Source organism: Mesorhizobium sp. PL10 (assembly GCF_053714315.1).
The window spans coordinates 101,270-124,244 of the sequence record NZ_JBSKBR010000008.1; the positions used below are offsets into that span (position 1 = coordinate 101,270).

Consider the following 22,975-nt stretch of genomic DNA (forward strand, 5'->3'; position numbering starts at 1 on the left):
GCAGCGGAATTTGCCTACGATCAAGTGCTTATTGTGGCGGGGAAACCATGGAAGACGTTGATGTCGTTATCATCGGCGCCGGTTCGGCGGGCTTGGCTGCCGCCAGGACCATTCGTGCCGCGGGCCTTTCCTTCAGGCTGCTCGAAGCCATGGGCCGCATCGGCGGCCGCGCTTGGACCAGCGACCAGCATTTCGGCATCCCGTTCGACATTGGCTGCGCCTGGCTGCATGCCGCCGACCGCAATCCCTATTTTCCCGAGGCGCAAGCCGCCGGCTGGACGCTGCATCATCACGACATGAATGTCGACCACCTCTACTACCGCCAGCGCAAGGCGAGCGAGCAGGAGGAGGCCGAGATGAAAGCCGCCGATGCGCGGCTGTTCGAACTGCTGGCCACCCATCAGGTGGACGAGGGCGACGACGACCGGCTGTCGACGCTGCTGGCCAAGGGCCAGGCGCCGCGCGCCGCCGCCACTTTCGCCGGACCGATGGATTTCGGCGCCGACGAGGACGAGATCTCGATCCGTGATTTCCAGGCCGCAGCCGACCTCGACCCGAACTATTTCAGCAAGGAAGGCTTCGGCGCGCTGGTCGCCCGCTTCGGCGAAGACCTGCCGGTTGAACTGTCGACGCCGGTGCGCAAGATCCTGTGGGATGTTCCGGGCGTCGCCTGCGTCACCGATCGCGGCACCGTGCGCGCCAAGGCGGTGATCGTCACCGCCTCGCCGGCGGTTCTCGCCTTCGAGGAGATCGAGTTTTCGCCGGCGCTTCCCGACACGCATTTCGGCGCCTTTTTCGACCTGCCGATGGGCATGCTGACCAAACTGCCGGTGGAGATCCGCGGCACCAGGCTGGGCCTCGAACCCTTCGACGACCTGTTGATCGAACGCATGGCCCGGCACGACATCTATTTCCTGTGCTTTCCCTTCGACCTCGATTTGATGGTCGGTTTCGTCGGCGGCGACTTTGCCTGGGAGATGTCGGCGGCCGGCGAGGCGGCCGGCGTCGACTTCGTCATCGACCGGCTGTGCGGCATTTTCGGCAGCGACACCAGAAAGCATGTGGCGCGCGCCATGATGACCAAGTGGGGCGAAGAGCGCTTCGTGCGCGGCGCTTATGCGGCGGCCCGCCCCGGACGCTCCCGGGCCCGCGCTACGCTGATGCAGCCGGTGGCGGAAAAGATCTTCTTCGCCGGCGAGCACCTGGCCGGGCCGCTGATCCAGACCTGCGGCGGCGCGCGCCTGTCGGGCGAGAACGTGGCGCGCCAGGTCGCCGCCCGGCTGGCAGTGAAATAGCGCCGGGACGGCGGAACGCCCGCCGATCACTGGCGTTTTGGGCAGCGCGCCGCGCATACCATATATCCTGCCGTGACGAATTGAGGCCGAGATGAAACTGTTCGACTGCCCGCATTGCGGCCACCGTCTCTACTTCGAGAACGCGCAGTGCCTGAATTGCTCGAACCTCGTGCTTTACGATCCCGAGCATGCACGCTTCGCCCTGTCTGATATCGACGGCATCTTCCACTGCACCAACGCCGATGAATGCGCCTGCAACTGGATGGCCGAGCCGGGCCAGCCCTTCTGCCGCGCCTGCGTGCTGAACAAGCTGATCCCGGATCTCTCCGTCGACGGCAACCGTCGTCGCTGGATCCGCGTCGAGGCAGCCAAGAAGCGCGCCATCTATTCCCTGCTTGCCGTCGGCCTGCCGGTGGCGCCCAAGCAGAATCCCGGCGACGAGATCGGGCTCGCCTTCGACTTCCTGGCCGACCCGATCGGCGGTGGCCCCGGCGGCGAGCGCATTCTGACCGGCCACGACAACGGCCTGATCACGCTTAACGTCGCCGAGGCGGATTCGGCCGAGCGCGAGCGGAGGCGCGTCGAGATGGGCGAGAACTACCGCACGCTGCTCGGCCATTTCCGCCATGAGCTCGGCCACTATTACTGGGACAGGCTGATCCGCGACGACCCGCAGAGGCTCGACGCCTTTCGCGCGCTGTTCGGGGACGAACGCGTCGATTACGAGCGTGCGCTGCAGACCTACTACGCCAATGGCGCGGCGCCCGACTGGCAACAGAGCCACATTTCGGCCTATGCGACGTCGCACCCGTGGGAGGACTGGGCCGAGACCTGGGCGCACCATCTGCACATCACCGACACGCTGGAGATGGTGCACGCGTTGAATTTTCCGCTCGGCCAGCTGGAAACGATGGAGACCAATGTGCTGCCGCAGAGCGACACCGGCGGCCGCCTGCAGGCCGCACCCGCGGAACCCGATGCTGTGCCCGAGCCGTTCGAAAAGATCCTCGCCCGCTGGCTGGTGCTGTCGGAAGCCTCCAACTCGATCAACCGCTGCATGGGCCTGCCCGACCTCTATCCTTTCGTCATTTCGGACGTGACGGCGCAGAAACTCGCCTTCGTGCATGAGCTTTTGACCGGTTTGCCGAAAGAAACCGGAACAAATCGTGAGCCGGTAGGGGCATTTTAGCCGGAACGCATGCGCTCTGTTTTCGTTTGGGGTCGCGAGGGACCATGAAAACGGAGAGAAACCATGAGACGCATACTGTTTCCGGCTGTCGCCGGGGCGCTTGTCGCCATGTCGGGTGCGGCACTTGCCGATACTGCCGTCTCGGCCGTCACCGATCTTAACGTGCGCGCCGGCCCCGGCCCGCAATATCCGGTGATCGGCGTGCTTGCCGCCGGCCAGTCGGCGACGCTCAATGGCTGCATCGAAAACAGCAAATGGTGCACCATCGCCGAAGCCGGTGGCCAGGGCTGGGTCTATTCCGACTATGTGACGGCCGATTTCGGCGGCAACCGGGTCGTGCTGACGCGCCGCCCCGCCGACGCCGCCATCACCGTCGTTACACCGCCGCAGGATGATTATCCCGACACGTATACCGGCGCGATCCTTTCCGATGATGGCCCGATCGACGCCATCGACAGGCCGCCGGCTGAAGTCGGCACCTATGTCAGCACGCATCGGCTCGACCCCGTCTATCTCGACGGCGAGGTGGTGACCGGCGCGACCTTGCCCGACACCGTCGAGCTGCGCGAAATCCCCGACTACCGCTACCGCTATGTCTATGTGAACGGCCAGCAGGCGCTGGTCGACCCGCAGACACGGCGTATCATGTACGTCGTGCGCTGATTTTTTGCCTGGAATGAGAACTTCGTGCCGCCCTCCTGCCTGGCTGAGGGCGGCACAAGCGCTTGTGGAACAGCGGCAATTGCGCGCAGCGCGCCGATCCCCTAGATCATGCGACCCGATGCGTTCGGCAGAGGAATTCGCGTGATATCAGATCCAACCGCCTTCGAGCGCTATCGCAACACCGCGACCGAAAAGACGAACCTGCCGCGCCTGGTGATCGGAACGGCCATTGTTGTCCTGTTCTGGGTGGCGGTCACCCTGGTTGTGGTGCTTGGCGGCACCTATCTCGCCATCATCTGGCGTATCTTGCCGGGCGATCCGCGCGGCCCGCTACAGGGTTTTCTGGCTTCGCCGATCGGCATACTCACCGCGCTAACCTCGTTCGCCGGCATCTGGCTCGGCTTGTGGCTTGCCATGCGTTTCGTCCATGGCGAGCCGCTGACGGCGCTTTTCGGCGCCAGCCGCCGCGTCTCCTGGCCGGGCTTCCTCAAGGGGCTGATCGCGGTGCTGGTCACATCGGCGCTTTCCGAAGTCCTGCTCTATTGCCTGCAGCCCGAGATTGTGCGCGGCACGATCAGCCTGTCGACCTGGCTGCTGTTCCTGGTCCCGATCGTGGCGCTGACCCTGCTGCAGACCTCGTCGGAGGAGATACTGTTTCGCGGCTATCTGCCGCGCGGCCTGGCCAAGCGCTTCGACAGCCCGTACGTCTGGGCGCTGTTGCCCGCCTTGCTGTTTACCTCCCTGCATTGGAGCCCAGCTTCGAGCCCCGCCATCAACGCCTGCGTGCTGGCCTCGATCGCCGCCTTCGCTCTGCTGTTGACGCTTGTGGTCTATGTCACCGGCAATCTCGGCGCCGCCTTCGGCGCCCATCTCGGCAACAATCTCACCGGCTTCCTGCTGATCTCGCACCAGGAGAACTACAATTCCTTCGCCCTGTTCAACGCCAAGCCGCTGGAAGGCCCCGACTGGACGACGACGGATGCGGTCATCATCGCCGCCATCGGCATCGTCTGCACCTTGCTGACGATCGTGCTGCTCCTGCACCCACGCTCGCCGCTGAAGGTCACGTCGGACTTCGGGATGCAGCCAGGGTGAACTGAGCCAGGATCGGCGCACAGACGGGCAAGCCGGCCCTATCTTGACTCTTCGGCCGATTTCCTGTCTACAGCCCCCGAATTCCGCGACGAGTATCCCTCCGAGCAAGCCGACCAGGACGCCAAAGCCTCTTTGAGGTGGGTGCTGTAAACAGATCCTGGAGGCCAACACCCGGCAGCGCTGAGCGCCCCCGGGTGCTTTTTGGCTTTGCGCTTGATCGGGCTTTGGTTTGGACAAGCTCTTTTGTTTGGACACTTGGCGCGAACGCATTACCTCTCGGATCGAACCCGAACCGAGATTGAAGGACGCTAGATGTTTGAATCGCTGCAAGAGCGCCTTGGCTCCATCCTGAACGGCCTGACCGGCCGCGGCGCGCTGTCGGAGGCGGATGTCTCGGCGGCGTTGCGCGAGGTGCGGCGTGCGCTGCTCGAGGCCGACGTGGCGCTGGAAGTGGTGCGGTCCTTCACCGACAAGGTGCGCGAGAAGGCCGTCGGCGCCGCCGTACTGAAGGCGATCAAGCCCGGACAGATGGTCGTCAAGATCGTCCATGACGAGCTGGTCGACATGCTCGGCGCCGAAGGCGTCGCCATCGACCTCAACGCGCCCGCCCCGGTCGTCATCATGATGGTCGGCCTGCAGGGCTCCGGCAAGACCACGACCTCGGCCAAGATCGCCAAGCGGCTGACCGAGCGCCAGAACAAGAAAGTCCTGATGGCCTCGCTCGACACGCGGCGGCCCGCAGCACAAGAGCAGCTCCGCCAGCTCGGCGAGCAGGTCAAGGTGGCGACGCTGCCTGTCATATCAGGCCAGAACCCGGTCGACATCGCCAGGCGCGCCGTGCAGGCGGCCAAGCTCGGCGGCCACGATGTCGTCATCCTCGACACGGCCGGCCGCACCCATATCGACGAGCCGTTGATGGTCGAGATGGCCGACATCAAGAAGGTGTCGAGCCCGCACGAGATCCTGCTGGTCGCGGATTCGCTGACCGGCCAGGACGCCGTCAACCTGGCCAAAAGCTTCGACGAACGCGTCGGCATCACCGGCCTTGTGCTGACCCGCATGGACGGCGACGGCCGCGGGGGCGCCGCCCTTTCGATGCGCGCCGTCACCGGCAAGCCGATCAAGCTGATCGGCACCGGCGAAAAAATGGATGGGCTGGAGGAATTCCACCCCAAGCGCATCGCCGACCGCATCCTCGGCATGGGCGACATCGTCAGCCTCGTCGAAAAGGCCGCCGAGAACATCGACGCCGAGCAGGCGGCCGCGATGGCCAGGAAGATGCAGTCGGGGAAGTTCGACCTGAACGACCTTGCCGGGCAGCTTCAGCAGATGTCGAAAATGGGCGGCATGGGCGGGATCATGGGCATGATGCCCGGCATGGGCAAAATGAAGGACCAGATGGCCGCCGCCGGCCTCGACGACAAGATGTTCGGCCGCCAGCTCGCCATCATCTCGTCGATGACCAAGGCCGAGCGCGCCAATCCCGATATTTTGAAGCATTCGCGCAAGAAGCGCATTGCCGCCGGCTCCGGCACCGACGCGGCCGAAATCAACAAGCTCTTGAAGATGCATCGCGGCATGGCCGACATGATGAAGGCGATGGGCGGGAAGGGCAAAGGCGGCGGCCTCATGCGCGGCATGATGGGCGGCCTTGCCTCGAAAATGGGCCTCGGCGGCATGATGCCGGGCGGAATGGGTGGCATGGGCGGCGGCATGCCGGACCTGTCAAAGATGGATCCCAAACAGCTCGAAGCCTTGCAGAAGCAGGCGCAAGCCGCCGGTCTCGGCGGCATGAAGGGGCTGCCCGGCGGGCTCCCCGGCGGCGGTGGCCTGCCCGGGCTGCCTGGCGGCATGAAACTTCCGGGGCTTCCCGGTCTGGGCGGCGGCGGCGGACTGCCCGGTTTGGGCAAGAAGAAGTGAGGACGCTATGAACGAAGAAAAGGACATGGCCGACGCACGTACCATCCTGGCCGGCTACCGCGCCTCGATCGACAATATCGACGCCGCCCTCATCCACATGCTGGCCGAGCGCTTCCGCTGCACCAAGGCGGTCGGCGTCTTGAAGGCCGAGCATGGCTTGCCGCCGGCCGACCCGGCACGCGAGCAGCAGCAGATCACTCGCCTTCGCCAGTTGGCGAAGGATGCCCATCTCGACCCCGATTTCGCGGAAAAATTCCTCAACTTCGTCGTCCGCGAAGTGATCCGCCATCACGAGCAGATCGCCGCGTCCAACGGCGCAAGCAAAGCCGGCTAACAACTAGCCACACCCTACCATCGAAATCAGAGCTTTTAGGAGAAATGAAATGGCACTGAAGATCAGACTGGCCCGTGCGGGCTCGAAGAAGCGTCCTTACTACCACGTCGTCATCGCCGACGCCCGTTCGCCGCGCGACGGCCGGTTCATCGAGTCGATCGGCTCGTGGAACCCGCTGCTGCCGAAGGACGGCGAGCGCGTCAAGGTCGACGCCGACCGCGTCAAGCACTGGCTGTCGCACGGCGCCCAGCCGACCGACCGCGTGCTGCGCTTCCTTGACGAGGCCGGCCTGCTCAAGCGCGAGGCCCGCTCCAACCCGAAGAAGGCCGAGCCGGGCAAGAAGGCGCAGGAACGCGCCGCTCTGCTGAAGAAGGCACAGGACGATGCAGCTGCAGCCGTTGCCGCCGCTGCCGCCGCCCCGGCCGAGGCGGAAGCCGCCACCGCCGAATAAGCGTTCGCTTTATCGCATCGACAAAACGGCGGGCCTGTGCCCGCCGTTTTGCTATTCTGCTGCATAGCGGCAGGCTGGCGGATGAGGATGGCTGAGCGGGCGATCACGCAAGAAACCCTGTCCGGCGAGGTTGCCGGAACGCTGTTGCGGTGCGCCGGCGCCACGACGGGTGTCGTGGTGTTGAGCGGATCGAGCGGCCGTGTCGACGTCGCCCGTGCCCGGTTGTTTGCCAATGAGGGTGCATCGGCACTCGCGCTCCAGTGGTTCGGCGGCGATGGCCAGGTGCCCGGCATTTGCGAGATCCCGCTTGAGACGTTTTTCGCGGCGACCGATTATCTTGTCGGGCTGGGCTGCCGGCGCATCGTCTATATCGGGACGTCGAAAGGCGCCGAGGCATCGCTGCTTGCGGCGGCTCATGATCCGCGCATCGACGCCGTGGTTGCGATCAGCCCGACATCGGTCGTCTGGGGCAATATCGGACCGGGCCGCGACGGCATTAGCTGGCCGGAGCGATCGTCATGGACACTCAAGGGGGTTCCTTTGCCGTTTGTCCCGAGCGCTCCTGACTGGAGCGCGAAGTATGTCGGCGGTCTGGTGTCGTACCGGGAGCTTTTCCAACGCGCCTTGCAAACCTTCAAGGATGCAGCGGGCAAGTCCGCCATTCCCGTCGAGGCAATTTCGGCAGAAATCGTCCTGGTTGCTGGCGGCGACGACGCGCTGTGGCCGTCTCTCGACTTTGCGCAATCGATCGTTCGCAAGCGAAAGGATGCCGGCAAGACCGCGCACCTCATCTCGGCGCCGGACGCGGGCCACCGCATCCTCTTGCCGGGTGAAACCACCCCACGCTCGGGGCTGCATGCCCATGGCGGCAACGACGACGCCGATAGACGCTTGGGCCGCTTGGCTTGGGAACATATTCTGGCATCGCTATAGCGCAAGCCGCCACGGTCCAGTTGTCTCGGGCAATGCGAAACCGGCGGTCCGTAGCCGCCGGTTTCGATGTTGGATCAGGTGCGTTCAATAACCTTCCGGGCAGCTGTCGATGTAGGTGCGCCCATAACGGTCGCGATAACGGCACTGGCCGCTCTCGCTGGCATGGCCGATCAGGGCGCCAGCGACGGCGCCAACGGCGCCGCCGACGACGGCACCCTTAACCGGATCATTTGCCACCGCCGCGCCAACCGCCGCGCCGCCGAGGCCGCCGACTGCGGCACCCTTTTCGGTTTGCGAGCACGCGCCGAGCGCGGTCGCCAGCACCAGAATGATAATCGCTTTTTTCATCGTCGTTCCTCTCTCACGCGGATCGCCGTCCTCGCCGCCATGGTTTTAACTCTCAGACGGCTAATTTGATCCCGAAGCCGTGGGAGATCACGGTGTCTGGGTCGGTCAAGTTCGTATCGATCGGCGCAGAGCCTATTGAAATTCCAGACGTTTTTACCGCTCGGTTGCCTTCTTCAGATTGTTGAGGCCCGCCTCGAAATCCTTGCCGATCAGCGTGTCGAAATTCATGAACAGGCCCATCAGCTTGGCAATGAAGGGCCGGCTGCCGCGCATCGCCCAGGTAACAATGGTGGTGTCACTGGCTGGCTTCAGGGTGAAGTCGACGCTGTTGTTGGCACGGAACGGCTTCTCGAAGTCGAGCTTGAGCGACACCAGCGACGACGGCACGGAATTGACGATCTCCATGCGCCCCTTGCCGGCCTTGGCATTGCCTTCCCAGGCATAGGCCGCGCCCTTGCCGGCATCAGTGCCGGACAGCGTGCGCTTCATCTGCGGGTCGAGCTTTTCGTAGGGCGACCATTGGGGCCAGCGCTTGAAATCGTTGATAAGCGGAAAGATCGCTTCCGGCGGAGCCTTGATGCTGGCCGTGCGAGAGGTGACGAAATCATTCGGCAGTGTCGCGGCATAGACGAGGACGGCGGCGATGATGACGACCAGGAGGATGAGGATGGTGCTGAACATGTTGTTATCCTTCGAGTTTAGCGGCTGAACGGGATCAAAGCGCGCACTCTTGGGTCGCGCAGATACAGGCCGCCCCACAGGATGATGCCGAGATAGACGCCGAACAGCGTGTGCGAGAACAACGGGCTGCCGACGCGCATATGGGTGGCGATGGCGCCGCCGAGATAGCCGGTGAGCAGGATGGCGCCGAGCACCGAGGTGCGGGGCAGCGCGTAGAGCGCGGTCGACACAAGCCCGATAATGCCGAGCATGCGCGCGACGTTGACGTCGGCCGGCCAGCCGAGCGGCACCATGGTCTGGGTCACGACATCGAGCGGCGGCAGCTTGATGACAGCGTCGAAGATCATGAACAGGATGATGAGACCGCTGAGCACGCGGCCGGTCCACAAGGCGCCCGCGGAGGGCGTGGTTTGAGCCATGGTCATAGGTGTTCCCTTCAGGTTAGTTTCAAGCCTGGCGTTCTCGCCAGGGGTTGAACCAAGGACGCCCGGCAAGGCTACGATCCTACAGGGTCGGGATTCTTTTCGGCTTGGCGCGATCTGCGTCGCGGTTCCTACGAAAAATAGAACTTCTCCGCCGGCAGCATTTTCGGCGGCGTTTCGCCCAGCGCCTCGAACACCGAGATTTCGCAGACACGGCAGAGACTATCGAGCGCCAGATCGTTGGCTTCGGTGCCGAACGGATCCTCGAGCTCTTCCGAAAGCGCGTCGAGGCCGAAGAAGGTGTAGGCGATCAGCGCCGTGAACAGCGGCGTCGCCCAGCCCGTGGTCGAGACCAGTCCGATCGGCAGCAGCAGGCAAACGATATAAGCGGTGCGATGCACCAAAAGCGTATAGGCAAAGGGTAAAGGCGTGCCGGCGATTCGCTCGCAGCCGGCCTGGATGGCGGTGATAGACGCCAATCTTTCATCGAGGATGCGAAAGCCGATCGGATCGACCTCGCCCGCACGGCGCTGGGCATTGGCGCGGCGGCCCATGCGCCGGACCATCTCATCCGCCGGATTGGCGGACTGGCCTGCCGTATCGGCTTCGGCATCGATGAAGCCGCGGGCGTCCTTGATGCTGTCGGTCTTGCGCAACTGCCCGCGCAGGAAGTGGCAGAAGCGAGCGCCTCCATCAACAAAGCGCGCTGTTCGGCCGGTTCAGCAACCAGGCCGGTGGTAACGCGCGCCAGGTTGCGGATTTCGAAGACCAGCGCGCCCCACAGCTTGCGCGCCTCCCACCAGCGGTCGTAGGCGGCGTTGTTGCGAAACGACAGGTAGATCGACAGGGTCACGCCGACCAGCCCGAAAGGCGTGATGTTGAAGACGCCGAGATCGAGATCGAAATGGCGCGCCACCGCCAAGATGATTGCAGAATAAAGCGCGAAGCCGAGGATTTGCGGCAGGATGCGTGGCACCACCGAGCCGCGCATGACGAAGAACAACTGCAAGAATGTCGGGCGCGGGCGAACGATCATGGGCAGAGCCTTTCGAAGACCGGGGCTGGTCCCCCTCGATTGTGCGAGGCAACGGCCCGTCAAGCTCAGCCGCCAGCGACATCGCCATGTCGTGCCCGTGCCTTCTATCGGCAGTCGCGTATATTGAAGAGCTGCGAGCCGCCCGCTTAACCTCAGCGAGGACAGGAATGACCGGCGAGACAGATCTGAAAAAACTGCTGGCGACGATGACGCCGGAGCTTGTGCCGGGCGTGCGCGTCTTCGCCACGCTGGCACCCGGCGCCACCAGGCCGGAAGGCCTCGATCCGGTGATGGTCTTTCACGAGCGCGAGGGCACGACGCTGATTGTAGCCGAGGAGGCGGCCAGGGCAGCCGGCCTGACTGCTTCGTTCCGCTGCCGCATGATCACGCTGAACATCCATTCGTCGCTGGAAGCCGTCGGCTTCCTCGCCGCCATCACGACGCGGCTGGCCACGGCCGGCATGGGCGTCAATCCGGTCTCGGCTTTTTATCACGATCATCTGTTTGTGCCCGCCGACCGGGCCGAGGAAGCGCTTGAACTGCTGCGCCAATTGGCCAGGGACAGTGCCGGCTGAGCTGTCAGGCTCGGGGCACCGAGGCCAGCGCTGCCCCTCATCCGCCCTTCGGGCACCTTCTCCCCGTTGAACGGGGAGAAGGAAGAAGTGCCCCGGCCAACGGCCGAGCCCGCGACTGCGGGCCGCCGGTCGTCCGGCGCCCCCGCGGAGGGCCAGCCGCGCAAGCGGTGGTGCGGCCCGTGAGCGAAAACAAAAAAGCCGTCAGGCCGCCTTCTTCTTCGGCTGGATCAGGCCGCGCTCGACCAGCAGCTCGGCGATCTGCACCGCATTGAGCGCCGCGCCCTTGCGCAGATTGTCCGACACGATCCACATCGACAGGCCGTTGTCGATGGTCGAATCCTCGCGGATGCGCGAAATGAAGGTAGCGTCTTCGCCGGCCGATTCGAGCGGCGTGATGTAACCGCCATCCTCGCGCTTGTCCAAGACCTGGCAACCGGGTGCTTCGCGCAGGATATCGCGCGCCTCGTCGGCGGTGATCGGCTTTTCGAACTCGATGTTGACGGCTTCCGAATGGCCGATGAACACCGGCACGCGCACGCAGGTCGCCGTCAGCTTGATCCTGGGGTCGAGCATCTTCTTGGTCTCGGCGACCATCTTCCACTCTTCCTTGGTGAAGCCGTCATCGAGGAAGACGTCGATATGCGGAATGACGTTGAAGGCGATGCGCTTGGTGAACTTCTTGACGTCGACCTGGTCGGCGACGAAGACCGCGCGGGTCTGTGTGAACAGCTCGTCCATGCCTTCCTTGCCGGCGCCGGACACCGACTGGTAGGTGGCGACGACGACGCGCTTGATGGTAGCGACATCGTGCAGCGGCTTCAGCGCCACCACCAGCTGCGCCGTCGAGCAGTTCGGGTTGGCGATGATGTTCTTGCGCGTAAACAGCGAGATCGCGTCCGGGTTCACTTCCGGCACGATCAGCGGCACGTCCTGGTCGTAGCGGAAGGCCGACGAATTATCGATGACCACGCAGCCCTGCTTGCCGATCTTCGGCGACCACTCCTTGGAGACATTGCCGCCGGCCGACATGATGCAGATGTCGGTGTCGGAAAAATCATACTGGTCGAGCGACTTGACCTTCAGCGTCTTGTCGCCGAACGACACTTCGGTGCCCTGGCTGCGCCGCGAGGCCAATGCCACCACTTCGCTTACCGGAAAGCCGCGCTCTTCCAGTATGTTGAGCATTTCGCGGCCCACATTGCCCGTGGCGCCGACTACCGCAACCTTGAAACTCATAAAAATCTCCTGTCCCTCTCCGCTTGGTTTTTGGAGAAAACCCGCCGGCCAATGCGGGTTTCGTCCCCCGGGCCGGACCCGGGAGAGGGTGGTTAGGCCAAGGGAATCACACCGTTTTGGTGGTGGTTTTGGCCATATTTTTGCTGGAACGAGGGGACGCGCCGACGCGCCCGGCCAGATCGTGGCCGGGGAAGTCGAATGCAAGAAAAGCCATCAAGAGGCCGCGCATCGAAAATGATCCCGTTCGATGCCGGCTTTTACGCGGTTTGCATCAGGAGTCAATTGCGGCGAGGCGCCGCTTGCTCTGTACAATAGGGGCCGCAAGAAGTACGAACGCCAAAATACTGTCTGGCTGGCGTGGCGTCAGCCCCGGCATGTGCTCCACGATGAGCCCAGGCCTCGAATTCCGAAAGAGTAACATGTCCAATTTCGAAGGTATCGTTCCTGCGCTGGCAGAGGCGCTGGAAAAACGTGGCTATGTCGAGCTGACGCCGGTGCAGAAGGCCGTGCTGGAACTTGGCGACGCCGATGCGCTGGTGTCGGCGCAGACCGGCTCCGGCAAGACCGTCGCCTTCGGCCTCGCTCTGGCGCCCACGCTGCTGGAAGGCGCCGAGCGCTTTGGCCAGGCTGGCATACCTTTGGCATTGGCCGTGGCGCCGACGCGCGAACTCGCCTTGCAGGTGATGCGCGAGCTGCAATGGCTCTACGCGCCGACCGGCGCGACGGTCGCCTCCTGTGTCGGCGGCATGGATATGCGCTCCGAGCGACGCGTGCTGGAGCGTGGCGCGCATATCGTCGTCGGCACGCCCGGCCGCCTGCGCGACCACATCACCCGCAACTCGCTCGACATGTCGGCGCTGAGGGCCGTGGTGCTCGACGAAGCCGACGAGATGCTCGATCTCGGCTTTCGCGAGGACCTCGAATTCATCCTCGACGCCGCACCCGCCCAGCGCCGCACGCTGATGTTTTCGGCCACCGTGCCGCGCTCGATCGCAACGCTGGCGCAGGGCTATCAGCGCGATGCCGTGCGCATTTCGGCCGGCGGCGAGGAAAAGCAGCATCTCGACATCGAATACCGGGCGCTGAACGTTGCCTTCCCCGACCGCGAGAACGCCATCATCAATGTGCTGCGCTTCTACGAGGCGAAGAACGCGCTGGTATTCTGCAACACCCGCGCCGCCGTCAACCATCTCACGGCACGCTTCAACAACCGCAATTTTTCGGTCGTGGCGCTGTCAGGCGAACTCAGCCAGAACGAGCGCAGCCATGCGCTGCAGGCGATGCGCGACGGCCGCGCCAAGGTCTGCATCGCAACGGACGTCGCCGCGCGCGGCATCGACCTGCCGAATCTCGAACTGGTGATCCATGCCGATCTGCCGACCAATCCCGAAACGCTGCTGCACCGCAGTGGGCGAACCGGCCGCGCCGGGCGCAAGGGCGTCAGCGCGCTGATCGTGCCGAACAGCGCCCGCCGGCGCACCGAACGGCTGCTTCAAAGTGCCAAGCTGACGGCGACATGGGCGAGCCCGCCTTCGGCCGACGACGTCATCCGGCGCGACGACGAGCGCATCCTGGCCGATCCGGCCTTCGAAGAGCCGGTGGGCGATGACGAGCGCGGCTTCATCGATGCGCTTCTGGCCAAACACGGCGCCGAACAGGTGGCGGCTGCCTTCGTGCGTCAATGTCGCGCCAGCCGCTCGGCCCCCGAAGACTTGATGGAGGTCGCCGCGTTCACGCCGTCGCGTGAAAAGGGCGAAAAGTCTGCGTCCCGCGACGAGGCGCCAAGCCGCCGCGACGATTTCGGCGCCAGCGTCTGGTTCTCGCTGTCGGTGGGGCGGCGGCAGAATGCCGAGCCGCGCTGGCTGATCCCGATGCTGTGCCGCACCGGCAATATCTCCAAGCGCGAGATCGGCTCCATCAAGATGCAGCCGGAGGAAACCTACGTGCAGATCGCGGCCGACTGGGCCGACCGTTTCCTCGCCGCCATTGGCCCCGACAAGAAATTGCAGGGCAACATTGCGGTGAAACGCCTGGACGGCACACCCGATTTGTCGCGCGCCGGCTACCAGCCGCCGAAGCCGGACAAGAAGCCACATCGCGGCAAGCGGCCGTTCGAGGCGCCCCAAAGCGCGCACAAGCCGAAATTCGAGAAGCGCCCCGCCGGCGATGCCAAGCCGTGGGCCGGCAGGCCAAAATTCGACAAGGCTGGGCCGCCGAAGAACAAGAAGCAGAAGAAACGGCCGGAGTAGGATTTTTTGGAAACGCTGGAGGGACAGCACCCCCCTCTGGCCTGCCGGCCATCTCCCCCGCAAGGAGGGAGATCGGGCTTCGGCCTCGGCGCTGCTCTTCAACGTTGGAGATTAGCGAAGGCCTTCGCAACATCTAATCTCCCCCCTTACGGGGGAGATGTCCGGCAGGACAGAGGGGGGTGTGAAGGAACTCGACAGCGGGTGCTCGCGCCCACCCCTTGCGATCCTCTCCAACTTTGAACAGTCTGTGCCAACACGGGGGTGAGGCGGATGCAGGGCGAAGTTCTTCATTATGACGAGGCCCAGGGCTTCGGTTTCATCACCGGGGCGGACGGCAACCGTTACACCTTTGCACGCGAGGATCTGCGCCGCGGTGTGGTGATCGCCAAGGGCGCCGTGGTCGAGTTCCTGCCGGCAAGCGGCCAGGCGCGCGATGTTTTTTCGATCCGCGCCCAGGCCGCCGGTCCGGCGACCGCAGCTGCCGCTGCAAGCGCCGCGCCGCCCAAACCCGCCGCTTCGGCCGCGCCGCAGCCGCAGCATTTCGGGCGCCTGGCCGAAGACGGCGCGGTTCACGATAGCGGAATGCCGGGCTATTTCTGGCTCGGCGTGACGCGCAACTACATCAACTTCGCCGAGCGCGCCCGCCGAAAGGAATTCTGGGCCTACTGCCTGTTCTGGACCGTCGGCTTCATCCTTGTCGGCCTTGTCGGCGCCCTCGCCGACCAGACGATCGGCAATTTCAATGACGGCAACGGGCCGATCGTGACCGTCGGCGTTTGGGGCCTGTTTGTGCTGGCGACGTTCCTGCCCTGGCTGGGACTGATTGTCCGCCGGCTGCACGATATCGGCCTCACCGGCTGGCTGGTCCTGCTGATTCTCGTGCCAACCTTCGGCACGCTGGCCATCATCGTGTTCGGGCTGATCCCGACCCAGGGCCACGAAAACCAGTGGGGCCCTGTGCCGCAGGGTGTCAGGGTTTAGCGAATTCTTTTCAGCGCTTCGCCCGACAGTCTGAGAAACACCTTCTGGCCATGCCGTTCGGCGCCGAGCCGGTCGTAGAAGCGCAGCGCGCCCTCGTTCCAGTCCTCGGTGGTGAGATCGACGCGGCCGATGCCTTCCCGGAGGCAATGGCCGGCGAGAAAGCCGAGCAGTGCCCGGCCGGCGCCGGCGTTGCGGGCATTCTCACGCACGAACAGGTCCTTCAGGAACATCAGCCGTTCGAGGTCGATGCCGGGATGCGCGATCGCCACCGAGGCCAGCCCCGCAACCTTGCCGCCGGCGAAGGCGAGCGCAAAGTGCGGATAGGCCGGGCTTTCGTCGCCGAGCCATTTTCGTGCCGTGGCCGCAGCCCGGCCGTGATCGAGCGACGCCTGCCGATAGTGCGCCGCCATCTCGCAAAGCACAGTGGCAAGCGCTTCGGCGTCGTCGGTCGTCGCCCAGCGGACGTCGACCGCCGCCGGATCAGCCAAGGAACTTGGCAACGATGGCATCGCCCATCGCGACCGTGCCGACCTCGGTCATGCCCTCGGAGAAAATGTCCTTGGTGCGCAGGCCGTCATCGAGCACCGCGGCGATCGCGGCTTCGAGCTTGTCGGCCTCATCGACCATGCCGAACGAATAGCGCAGGCACATGGCAAAGGAGGCGATCATGGCGATCGGGTTGGCGATACCCTGTCCCGCAATGTCGGGCGCCGAGCCATGCACCGGCTCATAGAGCGCCTTGCGCTTCTTGGTCTTCACATCGGGCGCGCCGAGCGAGGCCGACGGCAGCATGCCGATCGAGCCCGTCAGCATGGCGGCGATATCGGACAGCATGTCGCCGAACAGATTGTCGGTGACGATGACGTCGAACTGCTTTGGCCAGCGCACCAGCTGCATGCCGCCGGCATCGGCCAGCATGTGGTCGAGCTTGACGTCGGCATATCGGGCCTTGTGGGTCTGGGTGACAACCTCGTTCCACAGCACGCCCGACTTCATGACGTTGCGCTTTTCCATCGACGTGACGTGGTTCTTGCGGGTGCGTGCCAGCTCGAAGGCGACGCCCGAAATGCGCTCGATCTCGAACGTGTCGTAGACCTGGGTGTCGATGCCGCGCTTCTGGCCGTTGCCGAGATCGATGATCTGTTTCGGCTCGCCGAAATAGACACCGCCGGTCAGTTCACGCACGATGAGGATGTCGAGGCCTTCGACCACTTCCTGCTTGAGCGAGGAGGATGCGGCGAGCGCCGGATAACAGATGGCGGGGCGCAGATTGGCGAACAGCTCCATGTCCTTGCGCAGCCGCAAGAGACCCGCCTCGGGGCGCACCTCGTAAGGCACCTTGTCCCATTTCGGGCCGCCGACGGCGCCGAACAGCACGGCATCCGCCGCCATCGCCTTCTCCATGTCGGCATCCGAAATCGCCGCGCCATGCGCATCGTAGGCGCAGCCGCCGACCAGGCCCTCATCGGTGGCAAAGCCGCTGCCGAGTTTGGCGTTCATGGCCGCAATCAGCTTCTTCACCTCGGCCATCGCCTCGGGGCCGATGCCGTCGCCGGCGAGCAGGAGAAGATTTTTCGAAGCCATCAGAACCGTCCCGATACTGTTTGGAGAAACCGCGGCCTTGCTAAACGCCAAGCGGGCGGCGCGCAAGCCTGGAAGCGCGGTCACCGATGCGAGAGAATATTCACCAATCTGCCGAACGGGTCGCGCACATAGAAGCGCCTCACGCCCCAGGGCTCGTCGGCCGGACCGTATTCGATCGCGAAACCGGCGGCCTTCATGGCGTCGAGCATAGCATCGACATCGTCCACTTCGATCGACAGATCCGGCACCGGCGTGCCGGAGCCGCCCTGGGCCATGAAGCTGACCTGCACCTGCATCCGCTCGTCAGACCCGTAGGTGACGATCCAGCCCTGATCCATCAGCACGTCGAGGCCAAGCACATCCTGGTAGAAGCGCTTCGCCGCTGCCGCGTCCGGTGTCCCGATATTGGCTACGATGCGCCGGACCGTCATGGCTTTGACCTCAGGCGGTGCGCCGCAGCGCCGTGACTTCGATCTCGATCTTCATTTCCGGCTTGTTGAGCTGGCAGACGATCATCGTCGCCGCCGGGCGGATGTCGCCGAACGTCTCACCGAGGATCGGGAAGACCACGTCCACGAAAGCCTGGTCGGTGATGTAGTAATGTGCCCGTACCACATCTGCCATCTCGAAGCCGCCATCGGCCAGAGCCTTGGCGATGGTGGCCAGACAATTGCGCGTCTGGGCCTCGACCGTCTCCGGCATGGTCATGGTCGCATAGTCGTAGCCGGTCGTTCCCGAGACGAAACACCAATCGCCCTGCACCACCGCGCGCGAATAGCCGGCCGTCTTTTCGAAGGGCGAACCGGTGGAGATGAGTTTGCGCATGGAGGCCTCGCTGATGGTTGCGGACACTTTGCAGGGAAAGGGCCGAGTAGGCCATGGGCCAACTCAGGTGCAAATCTTGGACGGCGGCGGGACAGCACCCCCCTCTGGCCTGCCGGCCATCTCCCCCGCAAGGAGGGAGATTGGCAGCTTCTGCGCCGCAGCTATTCTTTGCGGGTTGATTGGCGAAGGCAGTCGTGACGGCTGATCTCCCCCCTTGCGGGGGAGATGCCCGGCAGGGCAGAGGGGGGCGGGAAGGATCGTGGCGTAGCGGTCCTTCCGCTGCCAGTCGCGAAACCCTAGTTCCCCTGCACCTTGTCCATCGCTTCCTTCACATCCGACGGCCAGGTCTTCACGTCAGGCCAGGCCTGCGGCTCGCCATCGTCGCCGCGGCGGGCGAAATAGAGCGTGTGCTTGACCGGGTCGACCGCCATGAAGCCGTCATTGCTGCCGCAGGCGTGCGGTACGCACCCGGTGGCGTAGAAGGCGCCGGACGCCGTCTTTTCGGTGCCGCCGCCGACCAGCAGGCTGGTCGCCATGTCGGGCATGCTGTCGCCAAGCAGCGCCTTCGCCGCCTTGTAGACGGCCTCATTGTGGAAGGCGTCGATGATGTTCTGGTACTTGGACGGGTCGATGTCCTTCCAGTCGGTACCCGGCTCCGGCGCGTAGGTCAGATCGCCCGAGATCGTCAGCCCTTCGGTGGGTGACCATTGCAGCGCCTGCTTCGTATCGCCCGGCAACAGATAGGGCACGAAATAGATGGCGTTGTCGGCGACCGCCGCCGGCGGCGCGCCGCATTCGTCCTGCTCGACCGTAAGGCTCTGGATCTCGCCGCCTTCCGGCTTCCAGACGATGACCGTGGCCGGGCCGCACTGGTTGCCGCCATCGCCGACATCGACCAGGGCAACGTTGACACCACCGATCTTGACGACCTTGTCGAAAAACACGTCGTAATTGCTGGCCAGCTGCTTGCCGTCATAGGCCAGCACCTTCTCGCCATACTCTTCCTGCTGGGTGATGGTCAGCTGCCCACCTTCGAACGGAATAGGCGCCTGGCTGTCATCGTCGGGGGCCGCCGCATCATCGCTGCCCTGCGCGCCCTGGTCGGTCGCCCCCTGATCGGCCGCCGGCTGGTCTGTCGCCGGCTTCTGGGCGGTGGCGGCCGGCGTCTGCGTTTGCGCAAAGCCCGCCACCGGCATCAGCATCCACGCCAGCGCGCAGGCGCCGGCAAGAAGCGAACGTGTCATGACTGTCCCTCCGTTCAGCCGCCACGAGCCCGGCCTGCGAACGCCGGGCTATCGTCTTAGATCGTACTTGTCAGGCCCAGGGGCGCTCAGCGGCGTTCTTCTTCTCGAAGGAGTCGATGGCGCTGGCCTTTTCCATGGTCAGGCCGATGTCGTCGAGGCCGTTCAGGAGGCAGTGGCGCTTGAAGTCGTCGAGGTCGAACGTGACCACGCCGCCGTCCGGACCGCGGATTTCCTTGGCTTCGAGGTCGACCGACAGCGTCGCGTTCGAACCGCGCGAGGCGTCGTCCATCAGCTTGTCCAGATCTTCCGGGCTGACGGTGATCGGCAAAATGCCGTTCTTGAAGCAGTTGTTGTAGAAAATGTCGGCGAACGAGGTCGAGATGACGCAGCGAATGCCGAAATCGAGCAGCGCCCATGGCGCGTGTTCACGGCTCGAGCCGCAGCCGAAATTGTCGCCGGCGACCAGGATCTGCGCCTTGCGGTAGGCCGGCTTGTTGAGCACGAAGTCGGGGTTTTCCGAACCGTCATCCAAGTAGCGCATTTCGGCGAACAGACCGCTGCCGAGCCCGGTGCGCTTGATCGTCTTGAGATAATCCTTCGGGATGATCATGTCGGTGTCGACATTGACGATCGGCATGGGGGCGGCGACGCCGGTGAGCTTGGTGAATTTGTCCATGGCTTTTGCCCGTATTCTTGTTGCGGGAGATTGCTGACGCACCGTTTACACAAAGGCGCTGGCAAATAAAAGGCAACTGTTCGTGCGTGCCTGGAGGATCGGCGCGGCACCATCTTCGAAACCGGCTTCAAAACCGGCCGCTGCTGGTGCACCTTGCTCTCATGACCACACAATCGAAGACAATCTATGCCAGCGAGCCGGAGCTCGACGTCGCCGAGTTCCGCCGCGTGCTGGTCGAATCCACGCTTGGCGAGACGCGCCCCGTCGATGACGACGACCGGCTGCGGGCGATGCTGTCGGGCGCAAATCTTGTGCTGACCGCGCGGCTGGATCTTGAAGACAGGCCGCTGATCGGCGTTCTCAGAGCCATCACGGATTTTTCCTGGGTGTGCTACATCTCCGAGCTGGCGGTGTCGCAATCGGCGCAAGGCCTTGGCATCGGCAAGGGCCTGATGGATGAGGCGCGCCGGCAGCTCGGGCCATCGGTCGCCATCAGCCTGATCTCGATGCCCGACGCCGTCGGCTTCTATGAACGCATCGGCATGAAACGCATGTCGGACGCATTCTGGTTCGGCCGCAAGGGCTGAACCGCGGCCACCATCTCACGAAGCAGTGATCCTCTCAACTGAATGCGGCCGCTTGACAGGCAACCAAATGGTTGCATATTAATGTGCATGAGCATGGATGCAGTCTTTCGCGCACTGGCCGACCCGACACGCCGGCAATTGCTGGACAGCCTCCATGCCAGGAACGGGCAGACACTGAACGCGCTGTGCGGAGAAATGGAGATGACGCGCCAAGCGGTGACCAAGCACCTGGCGATCCTGGAGGAGGCGAACCTCGTCTCCACCGTCCGCCGGGGCCGAGAGAAGGAGCACTACCTCAACCCCGTTCCGATCAACGAGATCGCCGAACGCTGGATCGGCAAGTTCGAACGAGGGCGACTGAACGCCCTCAGCGATTTGAAGGAACGTCTTGAAAGGGAAGAGCCATGACCAACGCCTTCGTCTATGTGACCTACATCCGCACCACGCCCGAGAAGCTCTGGGAGGCGCTGACCGATGCGGAATTCAACCGGCAGTTTTTTCTCTGCTCCTATCAGGAGAGCGAGTGGAAGGTCGGCTCCAGCTGGAAGCTGATCTTCCCCGATGGCAGCATTGCCGACAGCGGCGAGATCCTCGAGATCGACCCGCCCAGGCGCCTGGTGATCAAATGGCGCAATGAATGGCTGCCCGAGGTGAAGCAAGACGGCTACACGCGCTGCACCTTCGCAATAGAGCAGGACGGCGAGTTGATGAAGCTTGCCGTCACCCATGAGGCCGACGGCCCGCACAGGCTGATCCCGAACGTCGCCAAGGGCTGGCCGCTGGTGCTGGCCAGCCTGAAGAGCCTGCTCGAGACCGGCAAGGGTTTTGAGCGCCCGCCGTCTAAAGCGGCTTGAAAGTCGTTTCGGTAGCGGAACAATCTTTCGTGGAGCGGAAAATGCTATTCCAACACTCCTCGCCGCAGGCCATGGCGAATTGCGAGACGATCATGGCGTCAGCCGAGATCTTGGCCCGTATGGAGCAAGTGCTTGCGGCTCTTGTCACCGACGAGGTCGAGCGCTGGTGGGGTTCGGCAGAGACCTACCAGATGACCGGCTGGACAGCCGACCTCCGCGTTGGCGGCCGCTGGAGCGTCATCGTACGGACCGCCGACGGCAGGCGCCTTCCTGCCGGCGGCGAATTCCTGGAGATCGAAGCGCCGCGCCGGATCGTGCAGACGCGGGCGTATGATTGGGACCACCCGACGCTCGGCCGGCATGAGACGACCGTTGCCTACTTGCTGGAGCCCATCGCCACCGGCACGCGCCTCACCATCTGCCACGGCGGCTTTGCCGGTTTCGCCGAAGCGGCGGCCGAGCATGCGGAAGGCTGGGCGCGCGCGCTGGGTTGGCTGCAGGGGCGTTTCGGCGATGGCAGGCGGGTAGCGGCTTAGGCAGCATGGAGAAACCGAAGAGATGTCGGAGGGTGGGCGAGAACTCGACAGAACGGCTCTATTCTGCCCGCCTCAAATCACATTCAATTCCCGGAACGCCCGCCCCTCGGCCACGCGGCTGTACCCGAACGCCGAGCAATCCACCGTCCGGTAACCGCCATGCACCAGCAGCTCCGCCAGCGCCTTGCCGACTGCCGGCGCCTGTTGCAGGCCGTGGCCTGAAAATCCGTTGGCGAAGAAGAAATTCGATACCTCGGGATGCGGGCCGATGACGGCGTTCTGGTCGAGCGTGTTGTAGTCGTAATGGCCGGCCCAGGCGCGTGTCGCCTTGATCGCCTCGAAGGCGGGGATGCGCGTCGCCAGTGTCGGCCAGATCACTTCTTCGAACAGCGGCCAGTCGACATCAAAATCCCGGGGGTCGGCGGGGCCGTCGCCTTCTTCTGGCTCGGCGCCGCCGGTGAGATAGACCGAGCCTTCCGGCCGGACATAGATGCCGGAGGGATCGACCAGCAGCGGCATGTCGGCATATTTCTCACGTGCCTCGAAGACGAAGACATTGCGCTTGCGCGGTTCGACCGGCAGCGCCAGCCCGGCAAGAGCGGCGACCTTGCCGGCGTTTGGGCCGGCGGCATTGACGACGATGCCGGCTTCGATCTTTTCGCCATTGTCGAGGCTCACGCCGGTGACGCGGTTGCCCTGCCGCTCGATACCGGTGACATCGGCGGCGATGAAATCGATTTGTCTGTCGCGCAGCGCCTTGCGGAACAGCGTCAGCATGGCATGCGCGTCGAACCACCCCTCGCCGGTGCGACCGAAGGCGCCGGCGCTGATGCCTTCCGTCGACAGCCAGGAAAAGCGCTTCGCCAGCTGGTCGGCGTCCTCGAGCAGAATGTCGGCGCCCTCGGCGACCTGTGCTTTGTGGTTGGCTTTCAGGATCGGCAGCCCGGCGTCGCCGGCCAGGATCAGATAGCCGCCCTCGCGAAAACCGATATCGGCATCGGTGCCGAATTCCTCCTTCAGTCGCCGAAATAGCCCCAGTGTGAATTGCGACAGGCGGATGTTTTCCGGAATCGAGAATTGCTGACGGATCGAGGCCATGGACAGCGTCGTCGCCGCATGGGCGAATTGCGGATCGCGCTCGATCAGCGCGATCGAGCCGGTGAATCCCTCCTCGCGCAGATAGTAGGCGACCGAGGAGCCGACGATGGCTCCGCCGATGATGACGATGTCGTAGCGCACTCTGTTCTCCAATCCAGCGGCC

General features: G+C 64.2%; 27 protein-coding genes and 1 pseudogene. 15 read left to right on the plus strand and 13 right to left on the minus strand.

The window, feature by feature from the left end; translation table 11 throughout:
* Window positions 1-47 precede the first annotated feature (47 nt).
* The 8 genes from ACWGTO_RS15065 (at window position 48) to ACWGTO_RS15100 (ending at window position 7,880) form a co-directional block, all read left to right on the plus strand.
* A complete protein-coding gene (locus ACWGTO_RS15065; RefSeq protein WP_454575612.1) occupies window positions 48-1,295 on the plus strand; it encodes a flavin monoamine oxidase family protein in 1,248 nt (415 codons plus the stop codon).
* 91 nt (window positions 1,296-1,386) lie between these two features.
* Window positions 1,387-2,484 (plus strand): zinc-binding metallopeptidase family protein, encoded by a 1,098-nt coding sequence (locus ACWGTO_RS15070; protein ID WP_454575613.1) that lies wholly within the window; start codon window positions 1,387-1,389, stop codon window positions 2,482-2,484.
* A gap of 63 nt (window positions 2,485-2,547) precedes the next feature.
* A complete protein-coding gene (locus ACWGTO_RS15075) occupies window positions 2,548-3,147 on the plus strand; it encodes a DUF1236 domain-containing protein (RefSeq protein WP_454575614.1) in 600 nt (199 codons plus the stop codon).
* Between the two features lie 141 nt (window positions 3,148-3,288).
* The gene (locus ACWGTO_RS15080; RefSeq protein WP_454575615.1) at window positions 3,289-4,242 is read left to right on the plus strand and encodes a CPBP family intramembrane glutamic endopeptidase; all 954 of its coding nucleotides are present in this window, start codon (window positions 3,289-3,291) and stop codon (window positions 4,240-4,242) included.
* Window positions 4,243-4,554: 312 nt separating this feature from the next.
* A complete protein-coding gene (ffh, locus tag ACWGTO_RS15085) occupies window positions 4,555-6,162 on the plus strand; it encodes a signal recognition particle protein (RefSeq protein WP_454575616.1) in 1,608 nt (535 codons plus the stop codon).
* Window positions 6,163-6,169: 7 nt separating this feature from the next.
* Window positions 6,170-6,496: a chorismate mutase gene (locus ACWGTO_RS15090; protein WP_454575617.1), complete on the plus strand. Its 327-nt coding sequence runs from the start codon at window positions 6,170-6,172 to the stop codon at window positions 6,494-6,496.
* 49 nt (window positions 6,497-6,545) lie between these two features.
* Window positions 6,546-6,947: a 30S ribosomal protein S16 gene (rpsP, locus tag ACWGTO_RS15095; RefSeq protein WP_454575618.1), complete on the plus strand. Its 402-nt coding sequence runs from the start codon at window positions 6,546-6,548 to the stop codon at window positions 6,945-6,947.
* 87 nt (window positions 6,948-7,034) lie between these two features.
* A complete protein-coding gene (locus ACWGTO_RS15100; protein ID WP_454575619.1) occupies window positions 7,035-7,880 on the plus strand; it encodes an acyl-CoA thioester hydrolase/BAAT C-terminal domain-containing protein in 846 nt (281 codons plus the stop codon).
* Window positions 7,881-7,964: 84 nt separating this feature from the next.
* Here ACWGTO_RS15100 and ACWGTO_RS15105 read toward each other — a convergent pair whose 3' ends face one another.
* The 4 genes and pseudogenes from ACWGTO_RS15105 to ACWGTO_RS15120 form a co-directional block, all read right to left on the minus strand.
* Complete coding sequence (locus ACWGTO_RS15105; protein ID WP_454575620.1) at window positions 7,965-8,228, minus strand: YMGG-like glycine zipper-containing protein; 264 nt, start codon at window positions 8,226-8,228, stop codon at window positions 7,965-7,967.
* 153 nt (window positions 8,229-8,381) lie between these two features.
* A complete protein-coding gene (locus ACWGTO_RS15110; RefSeq protein ID WP_454575621.1) occupies window positions 8,382-8,909 on the minus strand; it encodes an SRPBCC family protein in 528 nt (175 codons plus the stop codon).
* Window positions 8,910-8,926: 17 nt separating this feature from the next.
* Window positions 8,927-9,334, minus strand: a complete 408-nt coding sequence (locus ACWGTO_RS15115; protein WP_454575622.1) for a DoxX family protein — start codon at window positions 9,332-9,334, stop codon at window positions 8,927-8,929.
* Window positions 9,335-9,462: 128 nt separating this feature from the next.
* A pseudogene (locus ACWGTO_RS15120) lies at window positions 9,463-10,367 on the minus strand (bestrophin family protein).
* Between the two features lie 167 nt (window positions 10,368-10,534).
* On the opposite strand from ACWGTO_RS15120, the gene ACWGTO_RS15125 reads away from it, so the two are divergent.
* Window positions 10,535-10,942, plus strand: coding sequence for an ACT domain-containing protein (locus ACWGTO_RS15125; RefSeq protein WP_454575623.1), 408 nt, complete (start codon window positions 10,535-10,537; stop codon window positions 10,940-10,942).
* 201 nt (window positions 10,943-11,143) lie between these two features.
* Here the strand turns inward: ACWGTO_RS15125 and ACWGTO_RS15130 are convergent, their stop codons facing one another.
* On the minus strand, window positions 11,144-12,178 hold the full coding sequence (locus tag ACWGTO_RS15130) for an aspartate-semialdehyde dehydrogenase (protein WP_454575624.1): 1,035 nt from the start codon (window positions 12,176-12,178) through the stop codon (window positions 11,144-11,146).
* Between the two features lie 106 nt (window positions 12,179-12,284).
* A complete protein-coding gene (locus ACWGTO_RS15135; RefSeq protein WP_454575625.1) occupies window positions 12,285-12,407 on the minus strand; it encodes a hypothetical protein in 123 nt (40 codons plus the stop codon).
* A 190-nt stretch (window positions 12,408-12,597) separates the two neighbouring features.
* Here ACWGTO_RS15135 and ACWGTO_RS15140 point away from each other — a divergent pair, with 190 nt between their 5' ends.
* Both ACWGTO_RS15140 and ACWGTO_RS15145 read left to right on the plus strand, forming a co-directional pair.
* Complete coding sequence (locus ACWGTO_RS15140) at window positions 12,598-14,427, plus strand: DEAD/DEAH box helicase (RefSeq protein ID WP_454575626.1); 1,830 nt, start codon at window positions 12,598-12,600, stop codon at window positions 14,425-14,427.
* Window positions 14,428-14,697: 270 nt separating this feature from the next.
* A complete protein-coding gene (locus tag ACWGTO_RS15145) occupies window positions 14,698-15,408 on the plus strand; it encodes a DUF805 domain-containing protein (RefSeq protein WP_454575627.1) in 711 nt (236 codons plus the stop codon).
* On the opposite strand, the gene ACWGTO_RS15150 is transcribed toward ACWGTO_RS15145, so the two are convergent.
* From ACWGTO_RS15150 to leuD, 6 genes are all read right to left on the minus strand, one after another.
* The gene (locus tag ACWGTO_RS15150) at window positions 15,405-15,896 is read right to left on the minus strand and encodes an N-acetyltransferase family protein (protein WP_454575628.1); all 492 of its coding nucleotides are present in this window, start codon (window positions 15,894-15,896) and stop codon (window positions 15,405-15,407) included. The genes ACWGTO_RS15145 and ACWGTO_RS15150 overlap by 4 nt on opposite strands.
* Window positions 15,889-16,992 (minus strand): 3-isopropylmalate dehydrogenase, encoded by a 1,104-nt coding sequence (gene leuB / locus ACWGTO_RS15155; protein WP_454575629.1) that lies wholly within the window; start codon window positions 16,990-16,992, stop codon window positions 15,889-15,891. Before leuB ends, ACWGTO_RS15150 begins: the two co-directional genes overlap by 8 nt.
* An 80-nt stretch (window positions 16,993-17,072) precedes the next feature.
* Window positions 17,073-17,423: a VOC family protein gene (locus tag ACWGTO_RS15160; protein ID WP_454575630.1), complete on the minus strand. Its 351-nt coding sequence runs from the start codon at window positions 17,421-17,423 to the stop codon at window positions 17,073-17,075.
* A gap of 10 nt (window positions 17,424-17,433) precedes the next feature.
* Complete coding sequence (locus tag ACWGTO_RS15165; RefSeq protein ID WP_454575631.1) at window positions 17,434-17,817, minus strand: RidA family protein; 384 nt, start codon at window positions 17,815-17,817, stop codon at window positions 17,434-17,436.
* 296 nt (window positions 17,818-18,113) lie between these two features.
* Window positions 18,114-19,061, minus strand: a complete 948-nt coding sequence (locus tag ACWGTO_RS15170; protein WP_454575632.1) for a hypothetical protein — start codon at window positions 19,059-19,061, stop codon at window positions 18,114-18,116.
* Between the two features lie 70 nt (window positions 19,062-19,131).
* A complete protein-coding gene (leuD, locus tag ACWGTO_RS15175; RefSeq protein ID WP_454575633.1) occupies window positions 19,132-19,737 on the minus strand; it encodes a 3-isopropylmalate dehydratase small subunit in 606 nt (201 codons plus the stop codon).
* A gap of 161 nt (window positions 19,738-19,898) precedes the next feature.
* Here leuD and ACWGTO_RS15180 point away from each other — a divergent pair, with 161 nt between their 5' ends.
* The 4 genes from ACWGTO_RS15180 to ACWGTO_RS15195 all read left to right on the plus strand — a co-directional run bounded on the left by ACWGTO_RS15180 (window position 19,899) and on the right by ACWGTO_RS15195 (window position 21,714).
* Window positions 19,899-20,324: a GNAT family N-acetyltransferase gene (locus ACWGTO_RS15180; protein WP_454575634.1), complete on the plus strand. Its 426-nt coding sequence runs from the start codon at window positions 19,899-19,901 to the stop codon at window positions 20,322-20,324.
* A 93-nt stretch (window positions 20,325-20,417) separates the two neighbouring features.
* Window positions 20,418-20,732, plus strand: coding sequence for an ArsR/SmtB family transcription factor (locus ACWGTO_RS15185; protein WP_454575785.1), 315 nt, complete (start codon window positions 20,418-20,420; stop codon window positions 20,730-20,732).
* The gene (locus ACWGTO_RS15190) at window positions 20,729-21,178 is read left to right on the plus strand and encodes an SRPBCC family protein (protein ID WP_454575635.1); all 450 of its coding nucleotides are present in this window, start codon (window positions 20,729-20,731) and stop codon (window positions 21,176-21,178) included. Before ACWGTO_RS15185 ends, ACWGTO_RS15190 begins: the two co-directional genes overlap by 4 nt.
* A 41-nt stretch (window positions 21,179-21,219) precedes the next feature.
* A complete protein-coding gene (locus tag ACWGTO_RS15195; protein ID WP_454575636.1) occupies window positions 21,220-21,714 on the plus strand; it encodes an SRPBCC family protein in 495 nt (164 codons plus the stop codon).
* 72 nt (window positions 21,715-21,786) lie between these two features.
* On the opposite strand, the gene ACWGTO_RS15200 is transcribed toward ACWGTO_RS15195, so the two are convergent.
* The gene (locus ACWGTO_RS15200; protein ID WP_454575637.1) at window positions 21,787-22,953 is read right to left on the minus strand and encodes an NAD(P)/FAD-dependent oxidoreductase; all 1,167 of its coding nucleotides are present in this window, start codon (window positions 22,951-22,953) and stop codon (window positions 21,787-21,789) included.
* Window positions 22,954-22,975: the final 22 nt, after the last annotated feature.

What these genes read in the sequence shown, in the direction of transcription:
- ACWGTO_RS15065 (WP_454575612.1), top strand. Translation starts at nt 48, where the DNA reads ATGGAAGACGTTGATGTCGTTATCATCGGCGCCGGTTCGGCGGGCTTG.
- ACWGTO_RS15070 (WP_454575613.1), top strand. Translation starts at nt 1,387, where the DNA reads ATGAAACTGTTCGACTGCCCGCATTGCGGCCACCGTCTCTACTTCGAG.
- ACWGTO_RS15075 (WP_454575614.1), top strand. Translation starts at nt 2,548, where the DNA reads ATGAGACGCATACTGTTTCCGGCTGTCGCCGGGGCGCTTGTCGCCATG.
- ffh (WP_454575616.1), top strand. Translation starts at nt 4,555, where the DNA reads ATGTTTGAATCGCTGCAAGAGCGCCTTGGCTCCATCCTGAACGGCCTG.
- ACWGTO_RS15090 (WP_454575617.1), top strand. Translation starts at nt 6,170, where the DNA reads ATGAACGAAGAAAAGGACATGGCCGACGCACGTACCATCCTGGCCGGC.
- rpsP (WP_454575618.1), top strand. Translation starts at nt 6,546, where the DNA reads ATGGCACTGAAGATCAGACTGGCCCGTGCGGGCTCGAAGAAGCGTCCT.
- ACWGTO_RS15100 (WP_454575619.1), top strand. Translation starts at nt 7,035, where the DNA reads ATGGCTGAGCGGGCGATCACGCAAGAAACCCTGTCCGGCGAGGTTGCC.
- ACWGTO_RS15105 (WP_454575620.1), bottom strand. Translation starts at nt 8,228, where the DNA reads ATGAAAAAAGCGATTATCATTCTGGTGCTGGCGACCGCGCTCGGCGCG.
- ACWGTO_RS15110 (WP_454575621.1), bottom strand. Translation starts at nt 8,909, where the DNA reads ATGTTCAGCACCATCCTCATCCTCCTGGTCGTCATCATCGCCGCCGTC.
- ACWGTO_RS15115 (WP_454575622.1), bottom strand. Translation starts at nt 9,334, where the DNA reads ATGACCATGGCTCAAACCACGCCCTCCGCGGGCGCCTTGTGGACCGGC.
- ACWGTO_RS15125 (WP_454575623.1), top strand. Translation starts at nt 10,535, where the DNA reads ATGACCGGCGAGACAGATCTGAAAAAACTGCTGGCGACGATGACGCCG.
- ACWGTO_RS15130 (WP_454575624.1), bottom strand. Translation starts at nt 12,178, where the DNA reads ATGAGTTTCAAGGTTGCGGTAGTCGGCGCCACGGGCAATGTGGGCCGC.
- ACWGTO_RS15135 (WP_454575625.1), bottom strand. Translation starts at nt 12,407, where the DNA reads ATGCGCGGCCTCTTGATGGCTTTTCTTGCATTCGACTTCCCCGGCCAC.
- ACWGTO_RS15140 (WP_454575626.1), top strand. Translation starts at nt 12,598, where the DNA reads ATGTCCAATTTCGAAGGTATCGTTCCTGCGCTGGCAGAGGCGCTGGAA.
- ACWGTO_RS15145 (WP_454575627.1), top strand. Translation starts at nt 14,698, where the DNA reads ATGCAGGGCGAAGTTCTTCATTATGACGAGGCCCAGGGCTTCGGTTTC.
- leuB (WP_454575629.1), bottom strand. Translation starts at nt 16,992, where the DNA reads ATGGCTTCGAAAAATCTTCTCCTGCTCGCCGGCGACGGCATCGGCCCC.
- ACWGTO_RS15160 (WP_454575630.1), bottom strand. Translation starts at nt 17,423, where the DNA reads ATGACGGTCCGGCGCATCGTAGCCAATATCGGGACACCGGACGCGGCA.
- ACWGTO_RS15165 (WP_454575631.1), bottom strand. Translation starts at nt 17,817, where the DNA reads ATGCGCAAACTCATCTCCACCGGTTCGCCCTTCGAAAAGACGGCCGGC.
- ACWGTO_RS15170 (WP_454575632.1), bottom strand. Translation starts at nt 19,061, where the DNA reads ATGACACGTTCGCTTCTTGCCGGCGCCTGCGCGCTGGCGTGGATGCTG.
- leuD (WP_454575633.1), bottom strand. Translation starts at nt 19,737, where the DNA reads ATGGACAAATTCACCAAGCTCACCGGCGTCGCCGCCCCCATGCCGATC.
- ACWGTO_RS15180 (WP_454575634.1), top strand. Translation starts at nt 19,899, where the DNA reads ATGACCACACAATCGAAGACAATCTATGCCAGCGAGCCGGAGCTCGAC.
- ACWGTO_RS15185 (WP_454575785.1), top strand. Translation starts at nt 20,418, where the DNA reads ATGGATGCAGTCTTTCGCGCACTGGCCGACCCGACACGCCGGCAATTG.
- ACWGTO_RS15190 (WP_454575635.1), top strand. Translation starts at nt 20,729, where the DNA reads ATGACCAACGCCTTCGTCTATGTGACCTACATCCGCACCACGCCCGAG.
- ACWGTO_RS15195 (WP_454575636.1), top strand. Translation starts at nt 21,220, where the DNA reads ATGCTATTCCAACACTCCTCGCCGCAGGCCATGGCGAATTGCGAGACG.